The sequence below is a fragment of the Kineosphaera limosa NBRC 100340 genome, assembly GCF_000298215.1.
Taxonomy (GTDB): Bacteria; Actinomycetota; Actinomycetes; order Actinomycetales; family Dermatophilaceae; genus Kineosphaera; species Kineosphaera limosa.
In genome coordinates this window covers 12,358-37,404 of the sequence record NZ_BAHD01000039.1, presented here as the reverse complement: position 1 = coordinate 37,404, position 25,047 = coordinate 12,358, and the positions used below count along the sequence as shown (strand labels likewise).

23 protein-coding genes are annotated in these 25,047 nt (G+C 70.5%); 14 read left to right on the top strand and 9 right to left on the bottom strand.

What is annotated here, in order from left to right; translation table 11 throughout:
- Nucleotides 1–25: 25 nt before the first annotated feature.
- On the bottom strand, nt 26–283 hold the full coding sequence (locus tag KILIM_RS12180; RefSeq protein WP_006592993.1) for a PLD nuclease N-terminal domain-containing protein: 258 nt from the start codon (nt 281–283) through the stop codon (nt 26–28).
- Nucleotides 284–393: 110 nt separating this feature from the next.
- On the opposite strand from KILIM_RS12180, the gene KILIM_RS12175 reads away from it, so the two are divergent.
- Both KILIM_RS12175 and KILIM_RS12170 read left to right on the top strand, forming a co-directional pair.
- Entirely contained in the window at nt 394–687 is a 294-nt protein-coding gene (locus KILIM_RS12175; RefSeq protein ID WP_169330762.1) for a ribbon-helix-helix protein, CopG family, read from the top strand.
- On the top strand, nt 684–1,100 hold the full coding sequence (locus KILIM_RS12170; RefSeq protein WP_006592991.1) for a type II toxin-antitoxin system VapC family toxin: 417 nt from the start codon (nt 684–686) through the stop codon (nt 1,098–1,100). Before KILIM_RS12175 ends, KILIM_RS12170 begins: the two co-directional genes overlap by 4 nt.
- Before the next feature lie 296 nt (nt 1,101–1,396).
- Here the strand turns inward: KILIM_RS12170 and menE are convergent, their stop codons facing one another.
- Complete coding sequence (menE, locus tag KILIM_RS12165) at nt 1,397–2,587, bottom strand: o-succinylbenzoate--CoA ligase (RefSeq protein WP_006592990.1); 1,191 nt, start codon at nt 2,585–2,587, stop codon at nt 1,397–1,399.
- Nucleotides 2,588–2,627: 40 nt separating this feature from the next.
- Entirely contained in the window at nt 2,628–3,908 is a 1,281-nt protein-coding gene (locus KILIM_RS12160; RefSeq protein ID WP_006592989.1) for an acyltransferase family protein, read from the bottom strand.
- A gap of 303 nt (nt 3,909–4,211) precedes the next feature.
- Between KILIM_RS12160 and KILIM_RS12155 the strand changes: the two genes are divergently transcribed.
- Together KILIM_RS12155 and pta are read left to right on the top strand one after the other, a co-directional pair.
- Entirely contained in the window at nt 4,212–5,447 is a 1,236-nt protein-coding gene (locus KILIM_RS12155; RefSeq protein WP_306302356.1) for an acetate kinase, read from the top strand.
- A gap of 44 nt (nt 5,448–5,491) precedes the next feature.
- Nucleotides 5,492–7,564, top strand: a complete 2,073-nt coding sequence (pta, locus tag KILIM_RS12150; RefSeq protein WP_006592987.1) for a phosphate acetyltransferase — start codon at nt 5,492–5,494, stop codon at nt 7,562–7,564.
- Between the two features lie 491 nt (nt 7,565–8,055).
- Here the strand turns inward: pta and KILIM_RS12145 are convergent, their stop codons facing one another.
- A complete protein-coding gene (locus tag KILIM_RS12145) occupies nt 8,056–8,322 on the bottom strand; it encodes an addiction module protein (RefSeq protein WP_006592986.1) in 267 nt (88 codons plus the stop codon).
- Between the two features lie 193 nt (nt 8,323–8,515).
- On the opposite strand from KILIM_RS12145, the gene KILIM_RS12140 reads away from it, so the two are divergent.
- Genes KILIM_RS12140 through KILIM_RS12125 form a run of 4 tightly spaced genes read left to right on the top strand, consistent with a single transcriptional unit; the run spans nt 8,516 to nt 12,680 of the window.
- A complete protein-coding gene (locus KILIM_RS12140) occupies nt 8,516–9,748 on the top strand; it encodes an amidohydrolase (RefSeq protein WP_006592985.1) in 1,233 nt (410 codons plus the stop codon).
- The gene (locus KILIM_RS12135; RefSeq protein ID WP_006592984.1) at nt 9,745–10,470 is read left to right on the top strand and encodes a DUF5058 family protein; all 726 of its coding nucleotides are present in this window, start codon (nt 9,745–9,747) and stop codon (nt 10,468–10,470) included. The genes KILIM_RS12140 and KILIM_RS12135 overlap by 4 nt, the downstream gene beginning before the upstream one ends.
- A gap of 10 nt (nt 10,471–10,480) precedes the next feature.
- Nucleotides 10,481–11,209: a hypothetical protein gene (locus tag KILIM_RS12130; protein ID WP_006592983.1), complete on the top strand. Its 729-nt coding sequence runs from the start codon at nt 10,481–10,483 to the stop codon at nt 11,207–11,209.
- 13 nt (nt 11,210–11,222) lie between these two features.
- Entirely contained in the window at nt 11,223–12,680 is a 1,458-nt protein-coding gene (locus KILIM_RS12125) for an amidase (RefSeq protein WP_006592982.1), read from the top strand.
- A gap of 150 nt (nt 12,681–12,830) precedes the next feature.
- Here the strand turns inward: KILIM_RS12125 and KILIM_RS12120 are convergent, their stop codons facing one another.
- On the bottom strand, nt 12,831–13,814 hold the full coding sequence (locus KILIM_RS12120) for a 1,4-dihydroxy-2-naphthoyl-CoA synthase (RefSeq protein ID WP_006592981.1): 984 nt from the start codon (nt 13,812–13,814) through the stop codon (nt 12,831–12,833).
- A 42-nt stretch (nt 13,815–13,856) separates the two neighbouring features.
- On the opposite strand from KILIM_RS12120, the gene KILIM_RS12115 reads away from it, so the two are divergent.
- From KILIM_RS12115 to KILIM_RS12105, 3 genes are all read left to right on the top strand, one after another.
- The gene (locus tag KILIM_RS12115) at nt 13,857–14,414 is read left to right on the top strand and encodes an NUDIX hydrolase (RefSeq protein WP_006592980.1); all 558 of its coding nucleotides are present in this window, start codon (nt 13,857–13,859) and stop codon (nt 14,412–14,414) included.
- Nucleotides 14,415–14,526: 112 nt separating this feature from the next.
- Nucleotides 14,527–16,566, top strand: coding sequence for a phosphate acyltransferase (locus tag KILIM_RS12110; RefSeq protein ID WP_006592979.1), 2,040 nt, complete (start codon nt 14,527–14,529; stop codon nt 16,564–16,566).
- 24 nt (nt 16,567–16,590) lie between these two features.
- Nucleotides 16,591–17,616, top strand: a complete 1,026-nt coding sequence (locus tag KILIM_RS12105) for an o-succinylbenzoate synthase (protein WP_006592978.1) — start codon at nt 16,591–16,593, stop codon at nt 17,614–17,616.
- Nucleotides 17,617–17,644: 28 nt separating this feature from the next.
- Here KILIM_RS12105 and KILIM_RS22425 read toward each other — a convergent pair whose 3' ends face one another.
- Complete coding sequence (locus KILIM_RS22425) at nt 17,645–18,343, bottom strand: 4'-phosphopantetheinyl transferase family protein (RefSeq protein ID WP_006592977.1); 699 nt, start codon at nt 18,341–18,343, stop codon at nt 17,645–17,647.
- Nucleotides 18,344–18,395: 52 nt separating this feature from the next.
- Nucleotides 18,396–19,721 (bottom strand): THUMP-like domain-containing protein, encoded by a 1,326-nt coding sequence (locus tag KILIM_RS12095; RefSeq protein WP_006592976.1) that lies wholly within the window; start codon nt 19,719–19,721, stop codon nt 18,396–18,398.
- A gap of 128 nt (nt 19,722–19,849) precedes the next feature.
- Here KILIM_RS12095 and KILIM_RS12090 point away from each other — a divergent pair, with 128 nt between their 5' ends.
- On the top strand, nt 19,850–20,467 hold the full coding sequence (locus KILIM_RS12090; RefSeq protein ID WP_006592975.1) for an arsenate-mycothiol transferase ArsC: 618 nt from the start codon (nt 19,850–19,852) through the stop codon (nt 20,465–20,467).
- 16 nt (nt 20,468–20,483) lie between these two features.
- On the opposite strand, the gene KILIM_RS12085 is transcribed toward KILIM_RS12090, so the two are convergent.
- A complete protein-coding gene (locus tag KILIM_RS12085; RefSeq protein ID WP_083876142.1) occupies nt 20,484–21,218 on the bottom strand; it encodes a sulfite exporter TauE/SafE family protein in 735 nt (244 codons plus the stop codon).
- 127 nt (nt 21,219–21,345) lie between these two features.
- Nucleotides 21,346–22,296 (bottom strand): PIG-L deacetylase family protein, encoded by a 951-nt coding sequence (locus KILIM_RS12080; protein ID WP_006592973.1) that lies wholly within the window; start codon nt 22,294–22,296, stop codon nt 21,346–21,348.
- Nucleotides 22,297–22,809: 513 nt separating this feature from the next.
- Here KILIM_RS12080 and groES point away from each other — a divergent pair.
- Nucleotides 22,810–23,106, top strand: coding sequence for a co-chaperone GroES (gene groES / locus KILIM_RS12075; RefSeq protein WP_006592972.1), 297 nt, complete (start codon nt 22,810–22,812; stop codon nt 23,104–23,106).
- A 313-nt stretch (nt 23,107–23,419) separates the two neighbouring features.
- Nucleotides 23,420–25,030 carry a chaperonin GroEL gene (gene groL, locus KILIM_RS12070; protein ID WP_006592971.1) on the top strand — a complete coding sequence of 537 codons (1,611 nt, stop codon included), beginning with the start codon at nt 23,420–23,422 and terminating at the stop codon, nt 25,028–25,030.
- The last annotated feature ends 17 nt before the right edge of the window (nt 25,031–25,047 follow it).

Sequence of the window (25,047 nt, the reverse complement as noted above, 5' to 3'; positions counted from 1 at the left end):
GGTTGTGAAGAGGGGCGGGATCGGCCTAGAGGCCGCGCAGGAAGTCGGGGTCGTCGTCGGGCCCGCGGGGACGGTTGGGCCGCCGGTCCTGGATCGGGCTGGGCCGCGACGGCCGCCCGGCGAGGAACCACGCGCCACCACCGGCCAGCGGGAACAACAGGATGATGATGACCCAGGCGATCTTCGGCAGCCCCTTCACCCGATCCTCGGGCGTCTGCACGCAGTCCGTCAGCGTGTAGATCGTGAAGCCGAGGACGAACGCGGCGAAGACGATGCGGAGCACGGCGCACCTCCTGTTGTCGAGACCTTCATTCTCGCATCGCCTGGGCGTCACTCAAGTCGACGGGTGCGACCGACCAGAGAATGCGTATGTGGCATGTGTATGCTCACATCATGTCGGTCATGGGGAGACGCCTGCAGCTGCTCCTCGATCAGGAGCGATACGACCGCGTCGCGGCGGAGGCGCAGCGGTCGGGCCGCAGCGTCGCGGCCGTCATTCGCGAGGCCATCGACCTGCGCTTCGAATCGAGCCACCGCGAGCGACGGGCAGCTGCCGCCGCGAACCTCGTGCGCCTGGCAGCACTTGCCCGGGCCCGCGCCGACGACTCCAGCGGTCCTGGCGAGGGTTCGGTCGCGCTGGATGAGGCCTACGCGGCGGAGCTGGAACGGAAGCTCGCCACCCGATGACCGCCCTATTCCTCGACCCCGTCGTGCTGCTCCGTGCCTTCGGTGCGCCACATCCCGACCGGGAAGCCTGTGTGGCGCTCCTCGAGCGGGCGCAGGACGGCGAGATCGAATTCCACCTGAGCGTCGAGGGCGGTCAGGAGTTCCTGTTTCACCGGCTCCGGATGGCCGCTCGCGACGATGCCGTGGCCGAGTTCGACGCCGTCGATGCGCTGGTCACGTGGCACGACTTCGACGCGCCGACCCTGCGGGTCTCGCGGCGGATCGTGGGGGAGGGACACGCGCGCGGCCGCGACGCCGTGCATGCGGCCACGGCGCTGGGCGCCGGCTTCACCGAGATCGTCTCGCTGGACCGCGACTTCGATCAGGTGCCGGGCCTGCGCCGCGTCCACCCCGCCGACGTCGCCACTTCATGACCGCCGCCTGGGGCTTGGTTTACGGGACGCCAATATGTTGAAGAACAGCCCGTTGGAGATCGCGTTGGGAGTTCTTGCTGCGATGTTGACGGGGGCAGGCATAGCTTTGATCGCATTCTCTATCTGGGGCGAGGCGGTGAGAACTCCGTACCTCGGTTTCGTGTCGGGCGTTGCCGGTGGCGTCGCCTGCGTGTCCTTCCTTCGTTGGAGGACGACCCTGCGGAGATCTCGACGTTAGGGGCGGGTCCTGATCTCCTGTCGTGCCCCGTGGCCCAGGTCCACCGAGTCTGAAGATCTCAGAGTTCTTCTGCGTTGTTCAGCGCACTACGCAGAGCCGCCAGGTCCGGTTTGCCGGGGCCGCGTAGGGGCAGCTCGGGGACGATTTCGAGGCGGCGAGGGAGTGCGTGCGCGGGGAGACGGTGGCGCAGGCGGTCGAGGGTCTCGGGCCAGGTGGCGCGGACCGTGTCGGCGGCCGGCCCGGTGGCGACGACCACTGCGGTGACGACCTGGCCCCAACGGTCGTCGGGCAGGCCGAGTACAAGGCTTGTGAGATCAGGCAGCTCGGCCGCCAAAGCCTCGGCGACGACGTGGGCCGCGACTTTCAGGCCGCCGGTCACGATGACGTCGTCCAGGCGCCCCCGCACGGTCAATACCCCGTCGCGCAGCTCACCCAGGTCGTCGGTGCGGAACCAACAGCCCTGCCCATCAGCGCTAAACGCCTGAGCCGCGGGGCTCTCGGAGGGCAGGCCGAGATAGCCAGCCGCGACCGTCGGCCCACCGAGGACGATGCGTCCCGCGCCGTCGTCCTCGGCCTCCAGTCGCACCCGCACCCCGGGCAGCGGGCGGCCGTCGTACACACAGCCGCCCGCGGTCTCGCTCATGCCGTACGTGCGGACGATTCGGGCGCCGGCGTCCCTGGCGCGCTCCACGAGCTGCGCGGGGGTGGCCGCGCCGCCGACGAGCACGGCGTCGAAGGTCGCCAGAGCCCCGCGGCCCGCCGGGTCGTCGAGCAGCCGGCCGAGCTGGGTCGGCACAAGGGACACGTACCGCGGGGCGACTGCCTCGGCGCGAGCGTCAGCCACGGCCTGAGTGAAGCGTTGGGCGGTGAACGGCCCCGGAGCCAGTAACGCCGGGTCGTGCCCGGACAGCAGCGACCGCAGGATGACCTGCAGGCCCGCGATGTGCTCCGGCGGCAGCGCCAGCAGCCAGCGACCCGGACCGCCGAGCACCTGATGCGTCGCCTCCGCGCTGGCCCGCAGCGCGGCCGTCGGCAGAATCGCTCGCTTCGGTGAGCCCGTCGAACCCGAGGTCCCCACCGCCACACCCGACGCGGGCCCGACCGACGAGTCGCCCGAGGTCAGAAGATCCGGCGCGGCCGCACCCTCCGCAAACGGCAGCAACAGCGGACCGGAGCCGTCGAGCATCACCTGCAACGCCGGCAACGCGGCGCGCAGATCGGCACCCAGGGGCAACCCGACGATCGACATCAACGCAGCACGATCGACATCCGGTACGAGAGTTTGGCGCTCAGCGGCGACCGACGCCCTCGGGCTCAGCGGCGCCTGCCGTTGTCGACGCGCCCTCGGCCTGCGCCGACGCCGTCTCGCTCGCAGCGGCCTTCGCCGACTTTGCCTCCACCGGGTACCGCGCGGCGAGCGCGACCCGAGCCCGCTCGGTCTGCCGACGCAGCGGCGCGGGCATCGCGAACAGGGCACCGAGGCCGACCTTCGGCGCGAGCATCTGGCAGGCGATGCAGATCGGCACGATGATCGCGGTGATGATGAGCGGGTACAGCACGTCGACGAGCGGGCTGGTCGCGACGAGGTCGCGCAGCGTGCCGAACGGGCCGAACTGCCCCAGGTTGATGACCACGATGACCGGGATGTGCAGCACGTAGATGCCGAGGGTGTGCTTGCCGATGAAGCGCCCGACGACGGCCCACGGCCGGGCCCGCGACAGCATGCCGGTGATGCCGACCATGCCGATGCCCGCGAGCACGTACAGCGCCATCGTCAAGAACGCGTCGACCACCGACGGAGGCTCCAAGCTCATGAGCTTGGTCATGCCGATCTGCTGGTACACCAGGTAGCCGCTGGCCAGCGCCAGGGACGCGAGGATCGGCCGCGCCGCGACCTGCGTGAGGAACTGCTTGCCGTACACACCGAGGCCGAAGTAGATGGAGTACGACAGCGCGCGGGTCCACAGCGGACTCTCCAGCGTGTACAGCTGCGTCGACACCAGGTGCAGCGCGAGTAGGCCGCCGAGCACGACGCCGGGGTGCACGCGCCGCAGCGCCGTGAACGCGACCAGGTAGATCGCGAGTGCGAACACGTACCAGAGGGGGCTGTTCGGCTGGTAGAACTCCTGCAGGTACACGCTGAAGCTGTCGACGCGGAACGGCACCGGCCGGTCGCCGGCCAGCAGCAGCATCGCGCCGAAAACGAGCAGCCACACGACGTACAGGTAGTAGTTGGTGACGGCGGCCTCGATCGCGCGGCCACCGCGGAAACCGCGCCGGATCTTGCCGGCCGCGAGCATGCCCGATATGGCGAACAGCAGCGGCATCCGCACGGTCGTCACGATCTGGTTGACCCGGTCCCACCACGCCACGACGCCCTCGGCGGAATGCTCCATGAGGTAGTAGTGCCCGATGCTCGCGTGAAAGAGGACCACCGCGACGACGGCCACCGCCCGCGACATGTCGATCCAGTCCATGCGCGGCGGCGGCGTGGAGGCCGTGGCAGGAGGCGGGCTCGCTGCGTCGGCGCGGGAACGCTGCGCGTCGGAGGCGCGCTGGACTATCGACATGACAAGTGCTCTTTCACAGGGGGTCACACCGCGGCCTCCGCCGGGAGCCGATAGCAGGTGAGACCACAGGGTCGATCCACCGGAGGGGAAGCTCCCGAGTGTCGGACGGCGATGTCGCGAGCGGATGTCGTAGGGGGTGTGGATGGAATCAGATCACCATATGGTAACGGCCGATCGTTGCTCGAGGCAAAGGGCTTCTCGTGCAACAAATTAGAGATGGCCTTTTGGTGACACCCGGCGGACCGTCCGGGGCAGCCCCACGCCGAGCGTTGCTGCACCTTGATCGGCGGGTAGCCTCGCACCGTGACCTTCGTGACGTCGGCCGTGCTCGTCCTGAACTGTGGCAGTTCCTCGTTGAAGTTCGCGGTGGTCGACCCGCAGAACGGCGCCCGGCTCGTCACCGGCCTCGCCGAACGCGTCGGCACCCGTGAGGCCAGCGCCTCCGTACGGTTCGTCGGCACCGACGGGCAATTCGGCCAGGCCGCAGCGCTGGAACTGGGTGATGACACCGGCCACCGCGGGGTGCTGGCCGTCGCGCTGGCGGCCGTGCAGGAGTGGGCCCGCGAACACGCGGTCGAGCTCGTCGCCACCGGCCACCGCGTCGTCCACGGCGGAGAGGCGTTCTCGGCCTCCGTCGTCCTCGACGAGGAGGCGATGGACGCGGTCCGCGAGTGCATCCCCCTGGCACCCCTGCACAATCCGGCGAACATCGCGGGCGTCGAGGCCGCCCGCGCGGTGCTGCCCGATGTGCCGCACGTCGCGGTCTTCGACACGGCGTTCCACCAGACGATGCCCGCCCAGGCCTACCGGTACGCCGTGCCCGCCGAGTGGGCCCGTGACTACGGGGTACGCCGCTACGGCTTCCACGGCACCTCGCACCGCTACGTCAGCGCGCGGGCGGCCCGTGAGCTGGGCCGCTACGGCGACCCCGGGCTGCGCCTGGTCACCGCGCACCTGGGCAACGGGTGCTCCCTGGCCGCCGTCAAGGGCGGCCGCAGCCTCGACACCTCGATGGGCCTGACCCCGCTCGAGGGCCTCGTCATGGGCACCCGCTCCGGCGACCTCGACCCCGGGGTGCTCGGCTACATCCACGACCGCACCGGCGCCGACATCTCTGCGATCACCGCCGACCTCAACAAGCGCAGCGGGCTGCTCGGCCTCTCCGGCATCAGCAACGACATGCGCACCCTCGACGAGGCCGCCGAGGCCGGCGACGAGCGCGCCCAACTGGCCATCGAGGTGTTCACCTACCGCCTGGCCAAATACATCGCCGCGCTGATGGTGCCGCTACAGGGCCTCGACGCGCTCGTGTTCACCGGCGGCATCGGCGAGAACAGCACGACCGTGCGCAGCGCGACCCTCGGTCACCTGCGCTACCTCGGTCTGGAGGTCGACCCGGCCGCCAACCAACGCTGCATCCGCGGCGAGGGCGGCATCATCACCCGCGATCCCGACAGCACCCGGGCACCCGTCGCGATCGTCGTGCCGACCGACGAAGAGCTGGTCATCGCCCGCGACGCCGCCGCGCTCACCCGCTGAACCACCGCCCTGCCGCATCCACTCCGACCCGGAAGGCCCCGCGCATGACGCGCCGCATCCTGCTCGCCCCGACCAGCCACGACTCCGGGCTGAGCTCCACGTGCCTGGGGCTCATCCACGCCCTCGACGAGCGCGGCATCGACGTCGGCTACCTCAAGCCGCTGGCGCAGGCCACCCACGGGCACCCCGATCACACGACGGACCTCGTGCGGCTGGTCACCGACCTCAACCCGCCGGACCCGATCTCTGCGACGGAGACCGAGCATGCGTTCGCCCGCGGGCACGACGACGACCTCATGGAGCGGGTGTTGAGCCACGGCGAAGACGTGCTGTCCCAGCACGACGTCGTCGTCATCGAGGGGCTCGTGCCGACCGAGGAGCACACGTATTCGGGGCGCATCAACATCGCGCTGGCCAAGTCGCTCGATGCGGAGGTCGTGCTCGTCGCCTCGGCGCACGGGCACAGCGTCGAGCACGTCGTCTCGCTCATGGCGGGCGCGGAGGCGAGCTACCGCGTCGGCGGGGAGATCAGCCGAGTCATCGGCGCGGTGCTGACGCGCGTGCCGACGGACGGCTCTGGGCCGGGGATCGAGGCTTACCGCACCGCGTTGGCCCAGCAGGGGATTCGGCTCGTCGGGGCCGTGCCCTATCTCGCGGAGGCGACGTGGCCACGGGTGCGGGACATGCAGCGCGAGCTGAGGTTGACGGTGCTGTCGCAGGGCGACCTGGACCGCCGCATCCGGGCGAACGCGATCATGGCGCAGAGCGTGCTCGGCAGCCTGTCGGTGCTCACGGAGGGTCGTCTGGTGGTCGTGCCCGGCGACCGGCACGACGTGCTGCTGGCTGCCTGCCTGGCCGCGATGAACGGTACGCGGCTGGCCGGGATGGTACTCACGGCCGGTCTGACGCCGGACCCCAAGCTGATGGCCATGTGTCAGCCGGCGCTGGCGACGGGACTGCCGATGCTGCTCGCGCAGGGCCAGACGTTCGACACCGCGAACCAGATCGTGCACATGAACAAGGGCATCGCGGACGACGACGAGCCCCGCACCCAGGTGGTCATGCAGCTGACGGCGGACAACTTCAACGAGGACTGGCTGGCGGGGCTGGCCGAGTCGTCGGGTACGCGGCGTCTGTCGCCGGCGGCGTTCCGGCGGGAGCTGACCGTGCGCTCGCGGGTGGCGAACAAGCGGATCGTGCTGCCGGAGGGGGCCGAACCCCGCACGGTGCAGGCCGCCGTGATCTGCGCGGAGAAGGGCGTGGCCCGCTGTGTGCTGCTGGCGGCGCCCGCGGAGGTCGAGGCCGTGGCGTCGTCGCTGGGGCTGGAGTTGCCGGAGGGCATCGAGATCATCGACCCGGTCGAGGCCGCGCCGCGCTACATTCCCGCGCTGGTGGAGCGCCGCCGGCACAAGGGGATGACCGAGCAGATCGCCGTCGACCAGCTCAGCGACACCGTCGTGCTGGGCACGATGATGGTCTACCTGGGAGAGGTCGACGGCCTGGTCAGCGGGGCTGTGCACACGACCGCCAACACCGTGCGCCCGGCGCTGCAGATTCTGGGCACCAAGCCCGGCGCGAAGCTCGTGTCCTCGGTGTTCTTCATGGGCCTGCCCGACGAGGTGGTCGTCTACGGCGACTGCGCGATCAACCCGGACCCCAACGCCGAAGAACTCGCTGACATCGCCATCCAGAGCGCCGACTCGGCCACCGCCTTTGGTATCGAACCGCGGGTGGCGATGATCTCCTTCTCAACGGGCTCCTCGGGTGCCGGCGCGGACGTGCAGAAGGTCGCCCGCGCAACGGAACTCGTCAAGGAGCTGCGCCCCGACATCCTCGTCGACGGGCCGCTGCAGTACGACGCGGCCACCACGGCGTCCGTGGCGAAATCGAAGGCGCCCGACTCGCCGGTCGCCGGCAACGCCAACGTCTTCATCTTCCCGGACCTCAACACGGGCAACACCACCTACAAGGCCGTGCAGCGCTCAGCGTCGGTCATCTCCGTCGGCCCGATGCTGCAAGGCATCGCCGCCCCCGTCAACGACCTCTCCCGCGGCGCCCTCGTCGAAGACATCGAGTACACCATCGCCCTCACCGCCATCCAGGCCGCCGCCGGCTGACGGCGCGCGCCGAGTCGTCATTACGGAGGTCGAGTCGTCACTTCCGCCGCGCCGAGTTGTCACTTTCGCCCTCGAGTTGTCACGAAATTTCGACCACTGGCCCCGAAAAGTGACCACTCGGGATCCGGGCGTTTGGCCCCGACCACTGGACAACCGAACGTGGGGACCGCTCATCCGACGTCTGGGCTGTTGTTCACTCTGCCCCTGCCAGTAGCCGGGCCGTCGCTTGGTATGGGCGATCGTCAAGCTGCCGCCGCGACTGAAGTAGACGATCCGGAAGGGAAAGTCACGAACGCTCTTCGCCCGGACGATTGGATGGCGATCCCATCCCGGCCACACGCTCCAGGCTTCTGGGTGGTCCGCGCAGTCAGCCACAGACTCCAGGACCAGGCTCTCGAACCGATCGCCAAGCCCCTCTTCGCGGTCGTCATACCAACTGATCTCGCTGTCGAACTCCGCCTCAGCTTCGGGATGCCACCGGATCGACCAGCTCACGACTGACGGCGCGCGGCACGACGGGAGGCCCTTCGCTCGGCCAGACGGGCAACAACGTCCTCGTGCGGAACCGTCTCTACCGTGCCGCTAAGGATGTCATCGATCCGCAACTCGATCTCGCTCGTCCACGAGTCATCAACCGTGCTGGGCGTTGCGCTCTCGGGGGCCTCGATGGAATCCAGCAGGCGTAGTGCCACGTCCTTGCGCACCGACGGAGGAAGGGCCAGTCCAGCCTCGTAGAACTCGGATGCAGTCAAGGTCATAAGTTCATTCTAGGCGCGACCTCGATCATGCACGAGGGTCAGCTGGGCGGTCCTGCCGGTGGGGAAGGTCCTGCTCACAGCGTGGGATGTCCCGGTGCGCAGCGCGCAGACGTTTGCTTGACTGCGCAGACGTTTGCGTTGGGCGGCGGCGTTGCCGCCCAGGTCCGCCAGTCCCCTCCCGCAAGGAGTAGCGATGACGACGATCCTCGACGACCACCCGGAGCTGCGCGAGCGGCTGCACGAGCTCTACCGGCACTTGCACCAGAATCCCGAGCTGTCGATGCAGGAGCACGAGACCGCCGCTCTCATCGAGGAGCGGATGGGCGCGCTCGGCTACGACGTCTTCCGTTGCGGCGGAACCGGCGTGGTCGCGACTCTGGTGAACGGCGACGGGCCGGTGATCGGGTTCCGAGCCGACACGGACGCGCTGCCGCTGCAGGAGGACACCGGCCTGGAGTACGCCTCGACGGCGCGCGGGGCGCTGCCGGACGGCACCGAGGTACCGGTCATGCACGCCTGCGGCCACGACACGCACATCACCGCGGCGATCGGGGCGGCCACGCTCCTGGTGCAGAACCGGGACTCGTGGGCCGGCACCGTCGTGTTCCTCTTCCAGCCCGGCGAGGAGACGGCGGCCGGAGCCGCGGCGATGCTCGCAGACGGTCTGTGGGACAAGGCACCCCACCCCGAGGTCATCTACGGGCAGCACGTGTGGCCGGGCGTGACCGGCTCGATCGATGTCACCCCGGGACCGGCGATGTCGTACTCCGACGCCTGGAAGGTGACGGTCAAGGGCCGCGGTGGTCACGGATCTCAGCCGGAGAACACGATCGATCCGGTCGTTCTCGCGGCGTACATGATCGTTCGCATTCAAAGCCTCATCAGCCGTGAGGTCGCCCCGCTGAAGTCGGCGGTCATCACCATCGCCACGATGCACGCGGGGCTCAAGGAGAACATCATCCCGCCCACGGCCGAGTTCACCGTGAACATGCGGAACCTCGACGCCGACGTTCGCGAGCACCTGCTGGCCGGATTGCGTCGAATCATCACGGCGGAGGCGATGGCGAGCAACGCGCCGGAGCCGCAGATCGAGGAGCTCTACACCTTCCCGCTGCTGATCAACGATGAGGAGGAGACGGCGCGCGTCATCGAGGTCCTGCGCGGCGCCCTCGGTGACGACAAGGTCAGCGAGAAGCCTGCCGTCATGGGCTCTGAGGACTTCGGCGCGCTGCCCGACGCGCTTGGCGTGCCGGGCGTCTATTGGTTCTTCGGTGGAATGCCGCAGGACGTCGTGGACTCGGACGAGCCCACCCCATCGAACCACTCGCCCTTCTTCGGCCCCGTCATGGAGCCGACGCTGAGCACCGGGACGGCCGCCGCCTACGCGGTCCTCATGTCCCGCCTGGGCAAGAACGCCAGCGCATGATCGCGGCGGACAGCAATTCCACGAATATCGGAGCCATCGCCAATTCGCCCGTCCTGTGGGTGCTCGCGCTCAGCGTTCTCGGCGTCATCCTCGTCCAGTCGGCCGTGTACATGGTCGCCGTTCGCAAGAACGCCGAGGGCGCCGGGATGAGCCAACACGAGGTCTACCAAGCATTTCGAGCGGGCGGTGTGGCCGCTATCGGACCCTCGCTCGCCGTCGTACTCGTCGCGATCGCTCTGCTTCCTCTGTTCGGCACACCCTCGATCCTCGTCCGCATCGGACTCATCGGATCCGCCGCGACGGAGACGGCCTCGGCATCGATCGCGGCGGGAACCATGGGGGCCAACCTGGGTGATGACAGCTATACCCAGAGCGTCTTCATCGTCGCGCTCTTCGCGATGAGCCTTTCCGGAGCGTGCTGGATGATCTCGACGCTCATTCTCACGCCCATCCTCTCGCGTGGCCAGGACAAGCTCACCAAGGTGAACCCGGCCCTGATGGCCATCGTGCCGTCGGCGGCGTTGCTCGCTGCCTTTGCCGGCCTCACGGTGACGGAGTTGCCGAAGTCGAGCATTCACGTCCTGGCCGTCATCGTGTCTGCGGCCATCATGGGCGTCTGCCTGTGGGTGGCCAAGCAATTCAAACAAGCCTGGCTGCGGGAATGGGCTCTGGGCTTCGCCATTATCGGTGGTCTCGTTGCCGCCTACGTCGCGACGAACTGAGGGGCTGGCCATGAGTAAGTACACCGCGGAACAAGACGCTCTGTTCGACAACTACACGCGCACCACCAACCGATTCGGGCGAATCACCCTGCTCATCGGGCTCGTCATCGCCACGTCCATGCCGTTCATCATCATGACCATCTCCGGCGTGGAGGTCTCGGCCGGCCAGGTGATCACGGCATTCATCGCCGTGGCGGCCGTCTACGGCGCGTTCTATGTCGTGGAGCCCCTGACCTACTTCCCCATCCTCGGGCCGGCCGGTATGTACCCGGCCTTCCTCATCGGGAATATCGCCAACAAGCTGGTGCCTTCGGCGATCGTCGCGCAACACACCATCGAGGCGAAGCCGGGAACTCGCAAGGCCGCCTTCGCTGCCACGGCCGCGATTTCCGGCGCGGCGGTCGTCCATGTGCTGTCGCTGCTCATTCTGGTGGGCTTCCTCGGCACCTGGATCGTCTCGATCACCCCGGCTTCCATCACCGACGTGGCCCGGCTCTACATCCTCCCCAGCATCCTGGGGGGCGTCCTCGTGCAGCTGATCGTCACGCTGAAGTCCGCGAAGTCCACGGCCATAGCGGTCGCGGTGGCTTTCTTCGTCGTCCTCCTCGTCGTGCCGAACACACCGAAGATCGTGTCGTCCTTTGCCATCGCCCTCTGCGTCGTGATCACCGTGGCCCTGGCCTGGTACACCCGCAAGAAGGCCGACGGTGCCGAGACCGAGAGCTCGCTCATCAATTGAGAAGGGGACTGACATGACCGACCTCACGTGGTTGTCCACCCGCGAACTGGCTCACCTCATCGCGTCGGGCGAGGTGAGTTCGACGGAGGCCGTTAAGGCGCATTTCGCGCGCATCGAGCAGGTCAACCCGACGATCAACGCGATCGTCACCCTCAATCCGGAGCGGGCGCTGGACGAAGCCCGGCGAGCCGACGAGAAAACTGTCGCCGCCCGTGCCGCGGGTGAAAGCCTGCCCCCGCTGCACGGTGTGCCGATGACGATCAAGGACACGCACGATACGGCCGGCATGCGCACGACGCTCGGCTCGCCGATCTATGCCGACCGGGTGCCCGATTCGGACGACCTGCTCGTGGCGCGGCTCCGTGCCGCGGGCATCATCCCGACCGGAAAGTCGAATGTGCCCGAGTTCGCTGCCGGTGCCCACACCTTCAATCCGGTCTTCGGGACGACGGTCAATCCCTACGACCCGACGAAGTCGGTGGCCGGGTCCTCCGGCGGTGTCGCCGCGGCGCTCGCGACCGGAATCCAGGCCTCCGGTGACGGGTCCGATATGGGAGGGTCCCTGCGGACGCCGGCCTCCTTCAACAACGTGGTGGGGATGCGCCCCTCGAACGGGCGTATTCCGCACACTCCGCCGGGCAATGCGTGGCAATGGCTCGCCCAGCAGGGCTTCATGGGGCGGACGGTCGGCGATGTCGCCCTCCTCATGAGCGTGGGCGCGGGGCCTGACCCCGCCGGGCCGTGCTCGATCCAGGAGCCGGGAGGCGTCTTCGATCTGCCGGAGTTCGCGCTCGGGTCGTCGCACGCGCCGAGCGTCGCCGGCGTGAAGGTCGGCCTGAGCCCCACCCTCGACGGACTCATGGAGGTCGAGCGCGATGTGCAACTCGCCGTCACCGCAGCGGCAGACGTGTTCAGCCGCCTCGGGGCGGACGTCGACGACCGTATCCCGGATCTGCGCGATGCGGATCAGGTCTTCTCGGTGCAGCGGGCCTACGACTTCGCCGCCTCCTGGGGTGACCTCGTGCGCGCGGAGACGGCGCGGCCCGACGGGGGACGGATCAAGCAGGCGGTGGTTTGGAACACCCAGCTCGGCCTCGACCTGACCGTGCAGGACCTTGCCGCGATGGACGAGGCACGCGGGCGCCTCTGGCAGGCGACGCAGCGGTACTTCGCGACTCACGACGTGCTGGTGATGCCCACGGCCCAGGCCCTGCCGTTCGACGCCGAGTTGGAGTATCCCCAGGCGATCAACGGCCGCCCGATGGCCAACTACCTGGAGTGGATGCGGGCCGTCACGTTGATCTCGGCCACCGGCTGCCCGGCGATCTCGGTACCCGGTGGGTTCTCCTCCGACGGACTGCCCATCGGCATCCAGATCGTCGCAGCGCCCGGCAAGGACGTCGAGCTGCTGCGGGTGGCCGCCGCGTTCGAGGCAGCCACCCGCTACGCAGACCGTCATCCGCCCCTTTAGGCGGTCACTTCGTCCCCGCCGAGTCGTCATTTTGACGCCCGAGTCGTCACGAAGAATCGACGACTGGTCCATCAAATTGACGACTCGGCCTCTGGGCGGCGCGGGGTTCGGCGCCCGGCGTGGGCCGCCAACCCTGGCTCGACCCAGCCATCAGAAGTACCAGGGGAAGGGGGACCAGTCGGGGTCGCGCTTCTCCAAGAACTGGTCGCGCCCCTCGACGGCCTCGTCGGTCATGTAGCCCAGGCGGGTGGCCTCGCCGGCAAACACCTGCTGGCCCATGAGGCCGTCGTCGACGAGGTTGAACGCGAACTTCAGCATCCGCTGTGCCTGCGGGCTCTTGCCGAGGATCTCGCGGGCCACCTGGATGCCCTCCGCCTCCAGCTCCGCGTGCTCGGCGACGATGTTCACCGCGCCCATCCGGTGCATGTCCTCGGCCGTGTACGTGCGCCCCAAGAAGAAGATTTCGCGGGCGAACTTCTGCCCCACCATCCGCGCCAGATACGCGCTGCCGTACCCGGCGTCGAAGCTGCCGACATCGGCATCCGTCTGCTTGAACCGGGCGTGCTGGCGGCTGGCGATCGTCAGGTCGGAGACGACGTGCAGCGAGTGTCCGCCACCGGCGGCCCAACCACCCACCAGCGAAACGACGATCTTCGGCATCGTGCGCATGAGCCGCTGCACCTCCAGGATGTGCAGCCGCCCGCCCTCGGCCTTGACCCGCGCCTCATCCACGCTGCTGGCCGTTTCATCACCCGACGCGCTCGCCTCGCTGGAGGCGTACTGGTACCCCGAGCGCCCCCGAATCCGCTGGTCACCGCCCGAGCAGAAGGACCACTTGCCCGCCGCGCCGGTCCCCTCCGGGCCGGGGCCGTTGCCGGTCAACAGCACCACCCCGACATCCGGGGTCATCCGCGCGTGATCCAACGCGCGATACAGCTCGTCGACCGTGTGCGGGCGGAACGCGTTGAGCACCTCCGGCCGGTCGAACGCGATCCGCACCGCCCCCAGCGGGCGGCCCGGCACCGGGCCCGGCAACACGCTGCGGTGGTAGGTGATGTCGGTGAAGTCGAAGCCGTCGACCACCGCCCACGCCGCAGGGTCGAAAGGCTGCTCGCTGCTCTGCTCTGCCGTCACGACGCCCCAGCCTACGAGGCGCGCCCGTGAGACGCTGCGCTCATGCCGATCCCCGAGTTCATCGTCGAACTGCGCCACCACATCGGGCACGCGCCGCTGTGGCTCATCGGCTGCACCGCGGTCGTTCTGCGCCAAGCCCCCGAAGATCCCGAGCGGCCCGAACACCCCGGGCATCCCGGGGGTCCCGGCGCAGCCGACCCCGGGCAAGCCCCGGGCACCCAGGTGCTGCTCGTGCGGCGCGCCGACTTCGACATCTGGAGCCCCGTCACCGGCATCGTCGACCCCGGCGAGGACCCCCACGACGCGGCGGTGCGGGAGGTTTTCGAGGAGACCCGCGTCAGCGCCCGCATCGAGTCGCTCGTGTGGGTGCGGGCCACCGAGCTGATGACTCACGCCAACGGTGACCAGGCCCGATACCTCGACCACTGCTTCCGCCTGCGGTACATCGAAGGGGAGCCCGAGGTCGGCGACGACGAGAATCTCGAGGCCCGCTGGTGGCCGCTCGACGCGCTACCTGCGATGCCCGAGCACTTCGAGCAGCGCATCGCCGCCGCCGTCGCCGACCCGGCCCGGCCCATCCTCGGCCAGTGGCCGGCCTGAGCGGACGCCCGCCGCCCCCGCGAACCGCCTACAGCGGCGGGCAGTTCGGTCGATAGGGCAACAAAGGTCCATCGACCGGTGACGCTGGGGCGCCGCCGCAGGAGGAGTCCATATGGCGCGTCGCATCCTCGTCGTCCCGACGAACCACGGGGCGGGAGTGACGAGTACGTGCCTGGGCCTGGTGCAGGCCCTCGACCGCCTCCGGGTCAGCGTCGGCTACCTCAAGCCGTTCGCCCAGGCCCGCTGGGTCGGTGAGGACGAGTCGGTCGAGCTCTTCCGGCTCACCACGTCGCAGCGTCCACCCGCACCCATCGCGGTGGCGCACCTGGAGGAGATGCTGGCGCTCGACCGCGTCGGCAGCCTCATGGAAGAGGTCGTGGACCTCGCCGACGACGCCCTCCGCGAGCACTCCGTGGTCGTCATCGAGGGCCTGGCCCCCGGCACCGAGCAGGTGTACTCGGGCCGCGTCAACGCCGAGATGGCCCGGTCGCTGGATGCCGACGTGCTGTTCGTGGCCAACGCCTCCCGGCTCGACCCGCAACGCCTGGCCCACTCGGTCGGCGTCGCCAACAGCCAGTACGTGCTGCGCGGGGCGCCGCGCCTGACCCCCTCGAGCCTGACCGCGGCCGTTGCCGACGGGCAGCCGAAGTCGCGCCGCAAGAGCGTCCCCACGCGCGTCATCGGGGTCGTCGTCAACCACGTGCCGCCGGACCGCGACCCGAGCGAGTTCGCCGCCGCGCTGCAGCAGCGAGGCCTGCACACCGTCGCCAGCATCCCCGACAATCCGGAGTTCACGCGGCGCCGGGTCGGCGACATCGTGCGAGAGCTCGGCCTGGAGATCGTCAACGTCGGCGACCAGAGCCGCCGCATCCACGGGGTCGAGATCGCCGCGCAGGCCGCCCCCGGCTACCTGAGCGTCTTCCAGGAAGATCGGCTGGTCGTCGTGCCCGGCGACCGACACGAGGTGCTGATGTCGGCCGCGCTGGCCGAGACCAAGGGCACCCGGTTGGCGGGCGTGCTGCTCACCGTCGGCATCCGCCCGCACGACGACATCCTCGACCTGTGCCGCCCCGCCCTGGAGGCGGGCCTGCCGGTGCTGCTGTCACCCGGGCGCACCTATGAGACCGTCACGCGGGTGCTCGGGCTCGACCCGGACATTCCCGCCGACGACGAGGCCCGCGCCAACCTCGTCAAGAACACGATGGCCGAGGCCTTCGACGAGCAGTGGCTGTTGGGCCTGCCCAGCGACGACCGGCTGCCCCGCTCCACCCCGGCGGCCTTCCGCCGCGAGGTCGTCGTCGCGGCCGCGCGGGCCGAGCAACGGATCGCCCTGACGGATGCGACCGACCCGGCGACCCTCGTCGCGGCGATCAACCTGCAGGCCCGCAGCGTCGTGCGCTGCGTGCTCGTCGGCGACACCGCGGCGATCGAGGCGGCGGCCGCCGAGGTCGGCCTCGACCTGCCCGCGGGTCTGGCGATCGCGGAGCCGGCCGCGGGTGTCGAGCCGCTGGCCGCCGGTCTGCGGATGCTCGCCGAGGGCACCGTCGACGGCCTGGTCGGCGGCGCCGACGCCGACCTCGAGGAGGTCGGGCGGCGAGCCGAAGCCGCCGTCGGCCTGCGCTCGGACGCCGAGGTCGTGTCCAGCATCCACTACCTCATGCTGCCCGACGAGGTCGTCGCTTACACCGACTGCGCCCTCAACCCGCATCCCACCGCCGAGCAGCTCGCGGCGATCGGGTTGTGGGCCGCCGAGGAGTCGCAGACGGTCGGCATCACCCCGCGCATCGCCTTCATCGAGCCGCGTTCGTCCTCCGACTCCGTCGCCGCGGACACCGAGCGCGTGCGGGAGGCCGTGCAGCTGGCGGCCGGCCGGCGCCCCGACATCCACATCGAGGGTCCGGTCGCGTTCAACGCCGCCTCCCGGCGGGCCAGCAACGGAGAGGGTGGCAACGGCACAGTCTTCGTCTTCCCCGACGGCGCCGCCGCCGAATCGACCTTCCACGCCGTGCACCGCACCTCAGGCGTGCGGGCCGTCGGGCCGATCCTGCAGGGGCTCAACCGGCCCGTGAACCGCGCCCCCGGTAACGGGGACGCGCTGGAGGTCAACGAGATGATCGTCGCCACCGCCGTGCAGGCCTCCCGCAACTTCTAAGCGCCGGCCGGGGAGACTGGCGCCATGACCCCAGTCTCCCCGGCCCCCGACCGGCCGCTGCCGCCGGTCGCCGAACTGCTGGCCGGAGCGAGCGTGGTCGCGGTGCCCTTACGGATGCGCTTTCGCGGGGTGCAGCAGCGCGAGGCGATGCTGCTGCGCGGGCCCGCCGGGTGGGGCGAGTTCGCGCCGTTCCCCGAGTACGACGACGCGGAGGCCGCCCGCTGGCTGGCCGCCGCGATCGAGGCGGCGTGGGTGGGCTGGCCGGAGCCGGTGCGCGATCGGGTGGCGGTGAACGCGACGGTGCCCGCGGTGGCGCCCGAGCTGGTCGGCGAGGTGCTGGCCCGATACGACGGGTGCGCGACCGTGAAGATCAAGGTGGCCCAGGCGGGGCAGGAGCTGCGCGATGACCTCGACCGGGTCGCGGCCGTGCGCGAGCACGCCCCGCTGGCGCGACTGCGGGTCGACGCCAACGGCGCCTGGGACGTCGAGCAGGCCCGCCTGGCCCTGAGCGCGCTGGCGCCCTACGAGCTGGAGTACGCCGAGCAGCCCTGTCGCAGCGTGCCCGAACTCGCCCGACTGCGAGTCGATCTCGCCCGCGCCGGCGTCGATGTGCCGATCGCGGCCGACGAGTCGGTCCGCCGCGCCGACGACCCGCTGGAGGTCGCACGGCAGCAGGCCGCCGACGTCATCGTCGTCAAGGTCGCGCCGCTGGGAGGGGTGCGCGCGGCGCTGGCGATCGTCGCGCAGGTCGGGCTGCCGGCGGTCGTGTCCAGCGCCTTGGACACCTCCGTCGGCATCCGCGCCGGCGTCGCCCTCGCCGCGGCCCTGCCCGAGTTGGACTACGCCTGCGGCCTGGGCACCGTCGAGTTGCTCGAGCGGGATGTCGCGCGGCCGCGCCTGGTGCCCCGCGCCGGCCTGCTGGCCCCTGGTGACCTGCACGTCGACGAGCCGCGCCTGCCCGACCTGGCACCGGCTCCGGAGCGGATCGCCTGGTGGGTCGAGCGCCTGCGCCGCTGCCACGCACTGCTCGCGCGGCCCTCTGGCGGCTGAGCGCCCGGTGTCGGGGTAGGTCGCTGGGTCAGGCGGGCACGGCGAGGGTGGCGATGTGGCCGGCCGGGACGTCGACCGCGTGCAGGCGCCAGGTCGTGCGCGTCGAGGTGTACGGCGGGGCGACCGCGACGGTCACCAGCTCGCGACGCACGTCGATGAGCGGCGGGTCGACGCCCAGGCCTACCTCCAGGGCCTTGAGCACACTTTCCTTTGCGGTCCACCAGCGGGCCGCGAGCAACACGGGGTCCTGGGCGGCGGCTAGTGCGGCGAGCTCGGGCGGCGCGTAGATGACGTCGCTGCCGACGACCGGCTCGACATCCGCGACGACCTCCACGTCGATGCCGCACGGCCGGGCGCTCACGGCCACGAGCACCACCTCGCCCGCGTGCGCGATCGACAGGTAGGCGTCGGCGCGCCGCCCGTCGACCGTCAGCCGGGGGCAGCCCCGCGACGTCGCGTCGAGGTCCGGGACCACGCCGACCCGTTCGGGCGCCACGCCGAACCAGCGTGCCGCCGTGGACCGTGCCAGCAGTCGCCCCGTGGCGTGGCGGGCCGCGTCGACCTCCCGCCGAAACGCGGCGCAGCGCGCCCGCTCCGCGGCGGTGAGCAGCGGATCGGCCCGCGCTGCGGCCAACGGCGGCGATCCGACGACCAGCACCTCGGCCGGAACGCCGGTCGCGTAAGAGCCCGGCAAACGCTGGATGCCCCCACCCCCGCCGATCGTCACACTTCCAGGCCAGATTCAGAGTTCTTACTATGCCGGTCGCCCGGAAATCCGACTATCGGCGGGTGGTCGGGGCGGCTGGTGGGGCGGCCGGTGGGGCGGGGCGGACCAGGAGGGTGGCCGAGCCGCGGGGCGTCCGGGTCAGCACGAGCACGCCCTCCTCGCCCGTCGCCTTCGCGGGCAGGCGCAGCGCGGCGCGGAAGACGTCGGGATCGACGGTGCCGCCGCGCTTCTTGATCGTCACCCGATCGATGCCCCGGGAGCGGAGAGCGGCGCGCACCGGTTTGGGGGATCCCGGCAACACCTCCTCGATGCGGTAGCGCCGGGCCCACGGCACGTCGACCGCGCGCGTCGCCACCACATAGCCCGCCCCGGAGGCGAGTTCGGCGCCGTCGGTGGCCGCCGCCAGAGCGTCGACGCGTCCGGCCCGCACGACCGCGCGGTCGGGGTCGTAGAGCCACTGGCCGGCCGCAGCCGGCACCGACCCGGGCGCGGGGGCAGGGCCGTGCGCGCCCGTCACCTCCCATGCGGCGTCCGACCGCAGCACGAGTGCGGTCCGCCCGGGCGTGCCCGCCAGCGGGCCGAACCACAGCGCGCACTCGAGCACCTCACCCTCGAGCGACACCCACTGCGCCTGTGCCCCCGGCGGCACTGCGGCGTGCGGGAATCCCGGCGACAGCTTGGCCCCCACGGCGCGACCGGACCCGGCGCTCGCCACCACGAAGTCCCAACTCGGCGCCAACTGATCGAGGCGGAACGTGCGCCGGGTGCGGCCGGATGCGTCAGTGCGCCCTGGAAGCCGCCGAGCCGGGTCGAACCACACACCGAAGTCACCCCTGGCATCAGCCGCATCCCCCAGCCGCACCTCTTCGGCGCGCGCCCGGCGCACGGTCAGCCGGCCGTCGGCAGACCGGAACACCCCTTCGTCCATCGCGGCCTGCGAGATCGGCAGCTCGAGGTTGTGCGCGGCCATCAGGGCGGTCGCGGCGTCGGCTTCGACGGCGTCCACCGCCAGCCCCGCGTCGGCGAACGCCGCCGCGTCGGAGCCGATGCCGCAGCCCAGATCCCACACGCCCGGCACCCCGGCGGCCACGAACCGCGCGGCATGCAGCGCGGCCAGCCGCGGGCGGGTCGCCTGTTCCACGCCATCGGGGGTCAGCAGCAGCCGGCCCGCGCGGTCCCCGAGCTTCTCCCGCGCCCGCGCCCGCAGCCGAGCCTGCGTCATTGCCGCCGCGACCAGCTCCGGCTCGAAGCCGGCCGACCGCAACCGCTGCGCCACGCGCAACGCCGCCGACTCCTCGTACGGCGGCATCTGCGCCAACAGCTCCTGCCCTCGCGGCGCGAGCAGCGCCTGGACGTCGGCGAGGGTGGGGGCGGTCATGCGCAACATTCTGCGCCCGCCCCTCAACGCGGCATCGGGCAAGGCCCGGGCCGCCCCCTGCCAAGGTTCGCCGGATGGTTTCGCGCCGTTCACCTGCACGCCCAGCGTTCAGGAGTTGACTGAGCGCCGTGGTTTACCTCGAGACAACGGAATTGGACCAGATCATCGACCAGCTGAGCGAGCGCTACGAGGGGTCGTTCTCCCGCGCGGAGATCGCCGTCGTGGTCGCCGACAGCCACGATCAGCTAGGGGCGACGTCGACGTCGAAGACCTACTTGCCGGTCTTCGTCCAGCGTTTCGCCAAGGAGCGGCTGGGGCACCTCGCCGAGGCGAAGGGGCTCGACCCGGCCGGCGTGCACGACATCCTGTTCATCTGCAACGGCAACGCGGGCCGCTCCCAGATGGCGGCCGCGTTCGCCACGGCGCAAGCGCAGGGTCGGGTGCGGGCCTGGTCGGCGGGCATCAACCCCATGGAGAGCGTGCTGCCGGATGTCGTCGAGGCGATGACCGAGGTCGGCATCGACATGGACGAGAGCTACCCCAAGCCGGTGACCGGCGACGCTACCCGTGCCGCGGAGTACATCGTGGCGATCGGCGTGCCGGAGGACGAGCTGCCGACCACCGGGCGGATGGTGCTCACCTGGGACGTGCCGCCCGTCGTCGGTACCAGCCCGGAGGAGACCCGGGCCGCCCGCGACGACCTGCGCCGCCGCGTCCACGACCTGCTCGAGGACGTCCTGGGCTGAGCCGTGTGCCACGCGGTCAGCCGGTCACGACGTGCAGGATGCCCCTGCCGAGGGTGACGGCTCCGCCGGTCACGGCGATGGCGACGACGAAGCGGCGGGCCTGCGCGCTGGTGACGTGCCGAGCCAGCAGCTGCCCGGCGGCCAGCCCACAGGCCAACCCCACCGCGCCCGCGAGGTAGGCGGGTGCGGCGACCTGAGGGCTGCCCTTGGCCAGCACGGACGAGGCATTGACGGCGATCGTGTAGAACTGAAAGGTCGCCGCGAACGACGCCTGGGGCCAGCGGCTGCCGATGGCGTAGGCGGCCATGATGGGGCCGCCGACCCCGGCGGTGACGTTCATGAAGCCGCTGATCGCGCCCGCCGTCGCGGCCCCACCACGGCCGCGCAACGGCGAGAGCTCCGGGCGCGCCAACACCAACGCGAGCGCGGCCAGCACCATGGTGCCGATGATGATCTCCAGCCACGCCGCCGGCAGCGTCCGAGCGACCCACGCCCCGGGCACGATCGCGACAAGCGCGGGGATCATCAGCAGCAGCCCGCGCCGCCACTGCACATGCCGCCAGGTGGCGGCGAGCACCAGCACGGCGACCGCGACGCCGAAGACGTTCGCGAGCACGACGCCGGCGAACGGGCCGAGTAGCAGCACGAGCAGGGGTGATGCCGTCAGCGCGAACCCGATACCGGTCACGCGCTGGGTCACGGCCCCGGCTGCGATGGCCAGCCCCACCAGCGCGACCGCGGTCAGGCTCACGAGCGGTGCGGCCGGGCCGGCGGTGACGTCATCCCGGCAGCGTCGCACGTCCGGTCGCCGATTCGCAGCGCGGCCACCGTCTGCGCAGCGCGGCCACCTTCTGCACGACCCCTAGGTCACCCCTAGGTCAACGGTGCAGATACGAGACGTACCCCCGGTAGAGGGCGACGTTGGGGGAGCGGATCGGGCCCGGGCTCCACTGCTGTCCGCCGTCGGAGACGAACCGCAGGGTCAGCGCGGGCCCGCCGAACTGCTGCGGCACCGACACCCAGCCGATGCCGTAGCGCCCGGCCCTCGGGTCGTAGCGGCCGTACTCGGCGGCGGCCTGGCGGATCGCGATCCGGTCGGCGTCGTTGGTGGCGACGGTCGGCGAGAGCTGGCGCGGCGCCGGCATCCGGTACGGCGGGTAGAGGAACGACGTCGAGGACACCTTTCGCGTGGCACCGACCTGGCGCAGGGCCGTGCCCAGGTTGCGGTGGTCGGCCAACGGGTCGGAGTCGCTCATCGTCGTGTAGCCCGCCCGGGTGCCGAAGCGGTCGATGGCCGCCGAGACGATCTGGCGAGACGCCGCCGGAGTGAGCGCGGGCACTCGGGGCGCCTTCGGTAGGCCGAGGTGCACGTTGGCCGCCGGCACGCCCAGCCGTGCGGCGGCCGCGCGGAACTCCCGGTCACGGGCCGCCCCGAACTGCGCCGGGGTCAACGACACGCGCACGACGCCGCTGCCGCCGACCGGCACCCAGCCGCGCGCCATGCTGGTGCGCGCGCCGGAGGAGATGCCGTCGGTCACGAGCACGAGATGCACACACGCCGCCCCCGAGCGGCCGACCATCCGCCGGATCGAGGCCGCCATGCTCAGCACCTCGTCGTCTTGGTGCGGCACGAGGTAGACGACCGGCGAGCGACGGCACTGGGAGTTGGCCGTGGAGGCAGCGCCTGAGGCGGCGGTGGCTGGGGCTACGCCCGAGGCTGGGGTGGTGGTGGCGACCGCGGTGGTGGTGGTGATCGCGGTGGCTGGTGCGCCCGAGGCCGAAGCGACAGGCGTCACGATGGCGGCGGCGATCGCCACCGTGCCGAACATCGCGGCGAGCCTGCGACCGAGGGGCCTACGCCGGGCTCGACCGCCCTCTCGGGCAGATTTTGGGCAGGCTGAAGTGACCACGGGACGCCCCCTGACGACGCGGTTGCCCGGCTCCGATTCCCCCACCCAGAGACGGAGCCGGAGGCGTCAACTGGACGGACGTCCTAGACCCTAGGTTGCTGTCCCGGGGGTGTGGGTCGATCGGTCGTGCGGCTTGTCGACAAGGGCGGCGGGCGCCTGCTCGTGAGGGCGCGAGCGGCACCCAGCGCGTCCGCAGATTGGCACTCGAGTTGACCGAGTGCTAATCGCGGCCTAGATTTCGGGTTAGCACTCTGCACTGCCAAGTGCTAACCGTCGCCCAGCAGGGACGGCGGCGCGGACTTGGCATCGGGGTGGACATTCTGCGTTTCCGTAGCCCACGGTCGACCCCCGCGACGGCGGCCCGCGGCCCGGTACGCAATCACACGTCAAGTCGCCCCCTGCCTGGGGGCGTGTCGAAGGAAGGGTCGAAGCGTGTCGGTTTCCATCAAGCCGCTCGAGGACCGCATCGTCGTCAAGGCCAGCGAGGCCGAGCAGACCACGGCCTCCGGTCTGGTCATCCCGGACACCGCCAAGGAGAAGCCCCAGGAGGGCGAGGTCCTGGCCATCGGTCCGGGTCGTGTCGACGACAACGGCAATCGGGTTCCGCTCGACGTCAAGGTCGGCGACAAGGTCATCTACAGCAAGTACGGCGGCACCGAGGTCAAGTACGCGGGTGAGGAGTTCCTCATCCTGTCGGCTCGCGACGTGCTCGCTGTCGTCGAGCGCTGACGACAGCCTGAGGACCCGAGGGAGCGCTAGCGACCGAGGCCCGGAAGGCCGAGGAAGCGCGACCAAAGGGTACGAGCGCTGACGACAGCCTGAGGACCCGAGGGAGCGCTAGCGACCGAGGCCCGGAAGGCCGAGGAAGCGCGACCAAAGGGTACGAGCGCTGATTTACCTAAAGGGTTAGAGCGCTGAGCTCAGCGCCCCGACGGTGAGGGCCCCGGTACGCGCCGTCTTGGTGCGTCCGGGGCCTTGCGCGTTCACCTACCGACCTCATCCATCCCGCGCCGATCGGCGCTGAGCAAGACAAGGACCACTCATGGCCAAGACGCTGGAGTTCAACGACTCCGCCCGTAAGTCGCTTGAGCGCGGTGTCGACGCGCTCGCCAACGCGGTCAAGGTGACGCTGGGCCCCAAGGGCCGCAATGTCGTCATCGACAAGCAGTGGGGCGCACCCACGATCACCAATGACGGCGTGACGATCGCCCGCGAGATCGAGCTCGAGGACTCCTACGAGAACCTCGGCGCGCAGCTCGCCAAGGAGGTCGCCACCAAGACTAACGATGTTGCCGGTGACGGCACGACGACCGCGACGGTGCTCGCGCAGGCCATGGTCAAGGAGGGCCTGCGCAATGTCGCCGCGGGCGCCGCCCCGGCCAGCCTCAAGCGGGGCATGGACGCCGCGGTGACCGCGATGACCGACGCGCTGCTGGAGACCGCTCGCGAGGTGGAGGGCCGCGACGAGATCGCTCAGGTCGCCAGCCTCTCCGCGCAGGACGGCACGATCGGCAGCCTCATCGCCGACGCCTTCGACAAGGTCGGCAAGGACGGCGTCATCACGGTCGAGGAGTCGCAGACCGCGGCGACCGACCTGGAGTTCACCGAGGGCATGCAGTTCGACAAGGGCTACCTCTCGCCGTACTTCGTCACCGACCCCGAGCGCATGGAGGCCGTCCTCGAGGACGCCGTCGTGCTGGTCAACGCGGGCAAGATCTCCGCGATCAGCGACATCCTGCCGCTGCTGGAGCAGGTCGCGCAGGCCAAGAAGCCGCTGCTGATCATCGCCGAGGATGTCGACGGCGAGGCGTTGAGCACGCTGGTCGTCAACCGCATGCGCGAGATCCTCAAGGTTGTGGCGGTCAAGGCGCCGGGCTTCGGCGACCGCCGCAAGGCGATGCTGCAGGACATCGCGATCCTCACCGGCGCGACGGTGGTCAGCGAAGAGGTCGGCCTCAAGCTCGACCAGGTCGACCTGACGATGCTGGGCCAGGCCCGCCGCGTCGTCGTCACCAAGGACGCGACGACGATCGTCGACGGTGGCGGCAGCGCGGAGGAGGTCGAGGGCCGGGTCAACCAGATCAAGTCCGAGATCGAGCGCACGGACTCCGATTGGGACCGCGAGAAGCTGCAGGAGCGGCTCGCCAAGCTCGCCGGCGGCGTCTGCGTGATCCAGGTCGGCGCGCACACCGAGGTGGAGCTCAAGGAGAAGAAGCACCGCATCGAAGATGCGATCTCCGCGACCCGCGCGGCCATCGAGGAGGGCATCGTCGCAGGCGGCGGCTCCGCCCTCGTGCACGCGACCAAGACGCTGGACGGGCTGAACCTCTCCGGTGACGAGGCGACCGGTGCCGGCATCGTGCGTAAGGCCGCGGTGGAGCCGCTGCGCTGGATCGCCGAGAACGCCGGCCTGGAGGGTTACGTCGCGGTCGCCAAGGTGCGTGACCTCGACCTGCGCAGTGGCCTGGACGCCGCGACGGGCGAGTACGGCGACCTCGTCGCCAAGGGCATCATCGACCCGGTCAAGGTGACCCGGTCGGCGCTGCGCAACGCGGCCTCCATCGCCTCGATGGTGTTGACGACTGACACCCTCGTCGTGGAGAAGAAGGAGGAGGCCCCCGAGACCGGTCACGGTCACGGTCACGGCCACTGATCCGCGCGTGTTCTAGC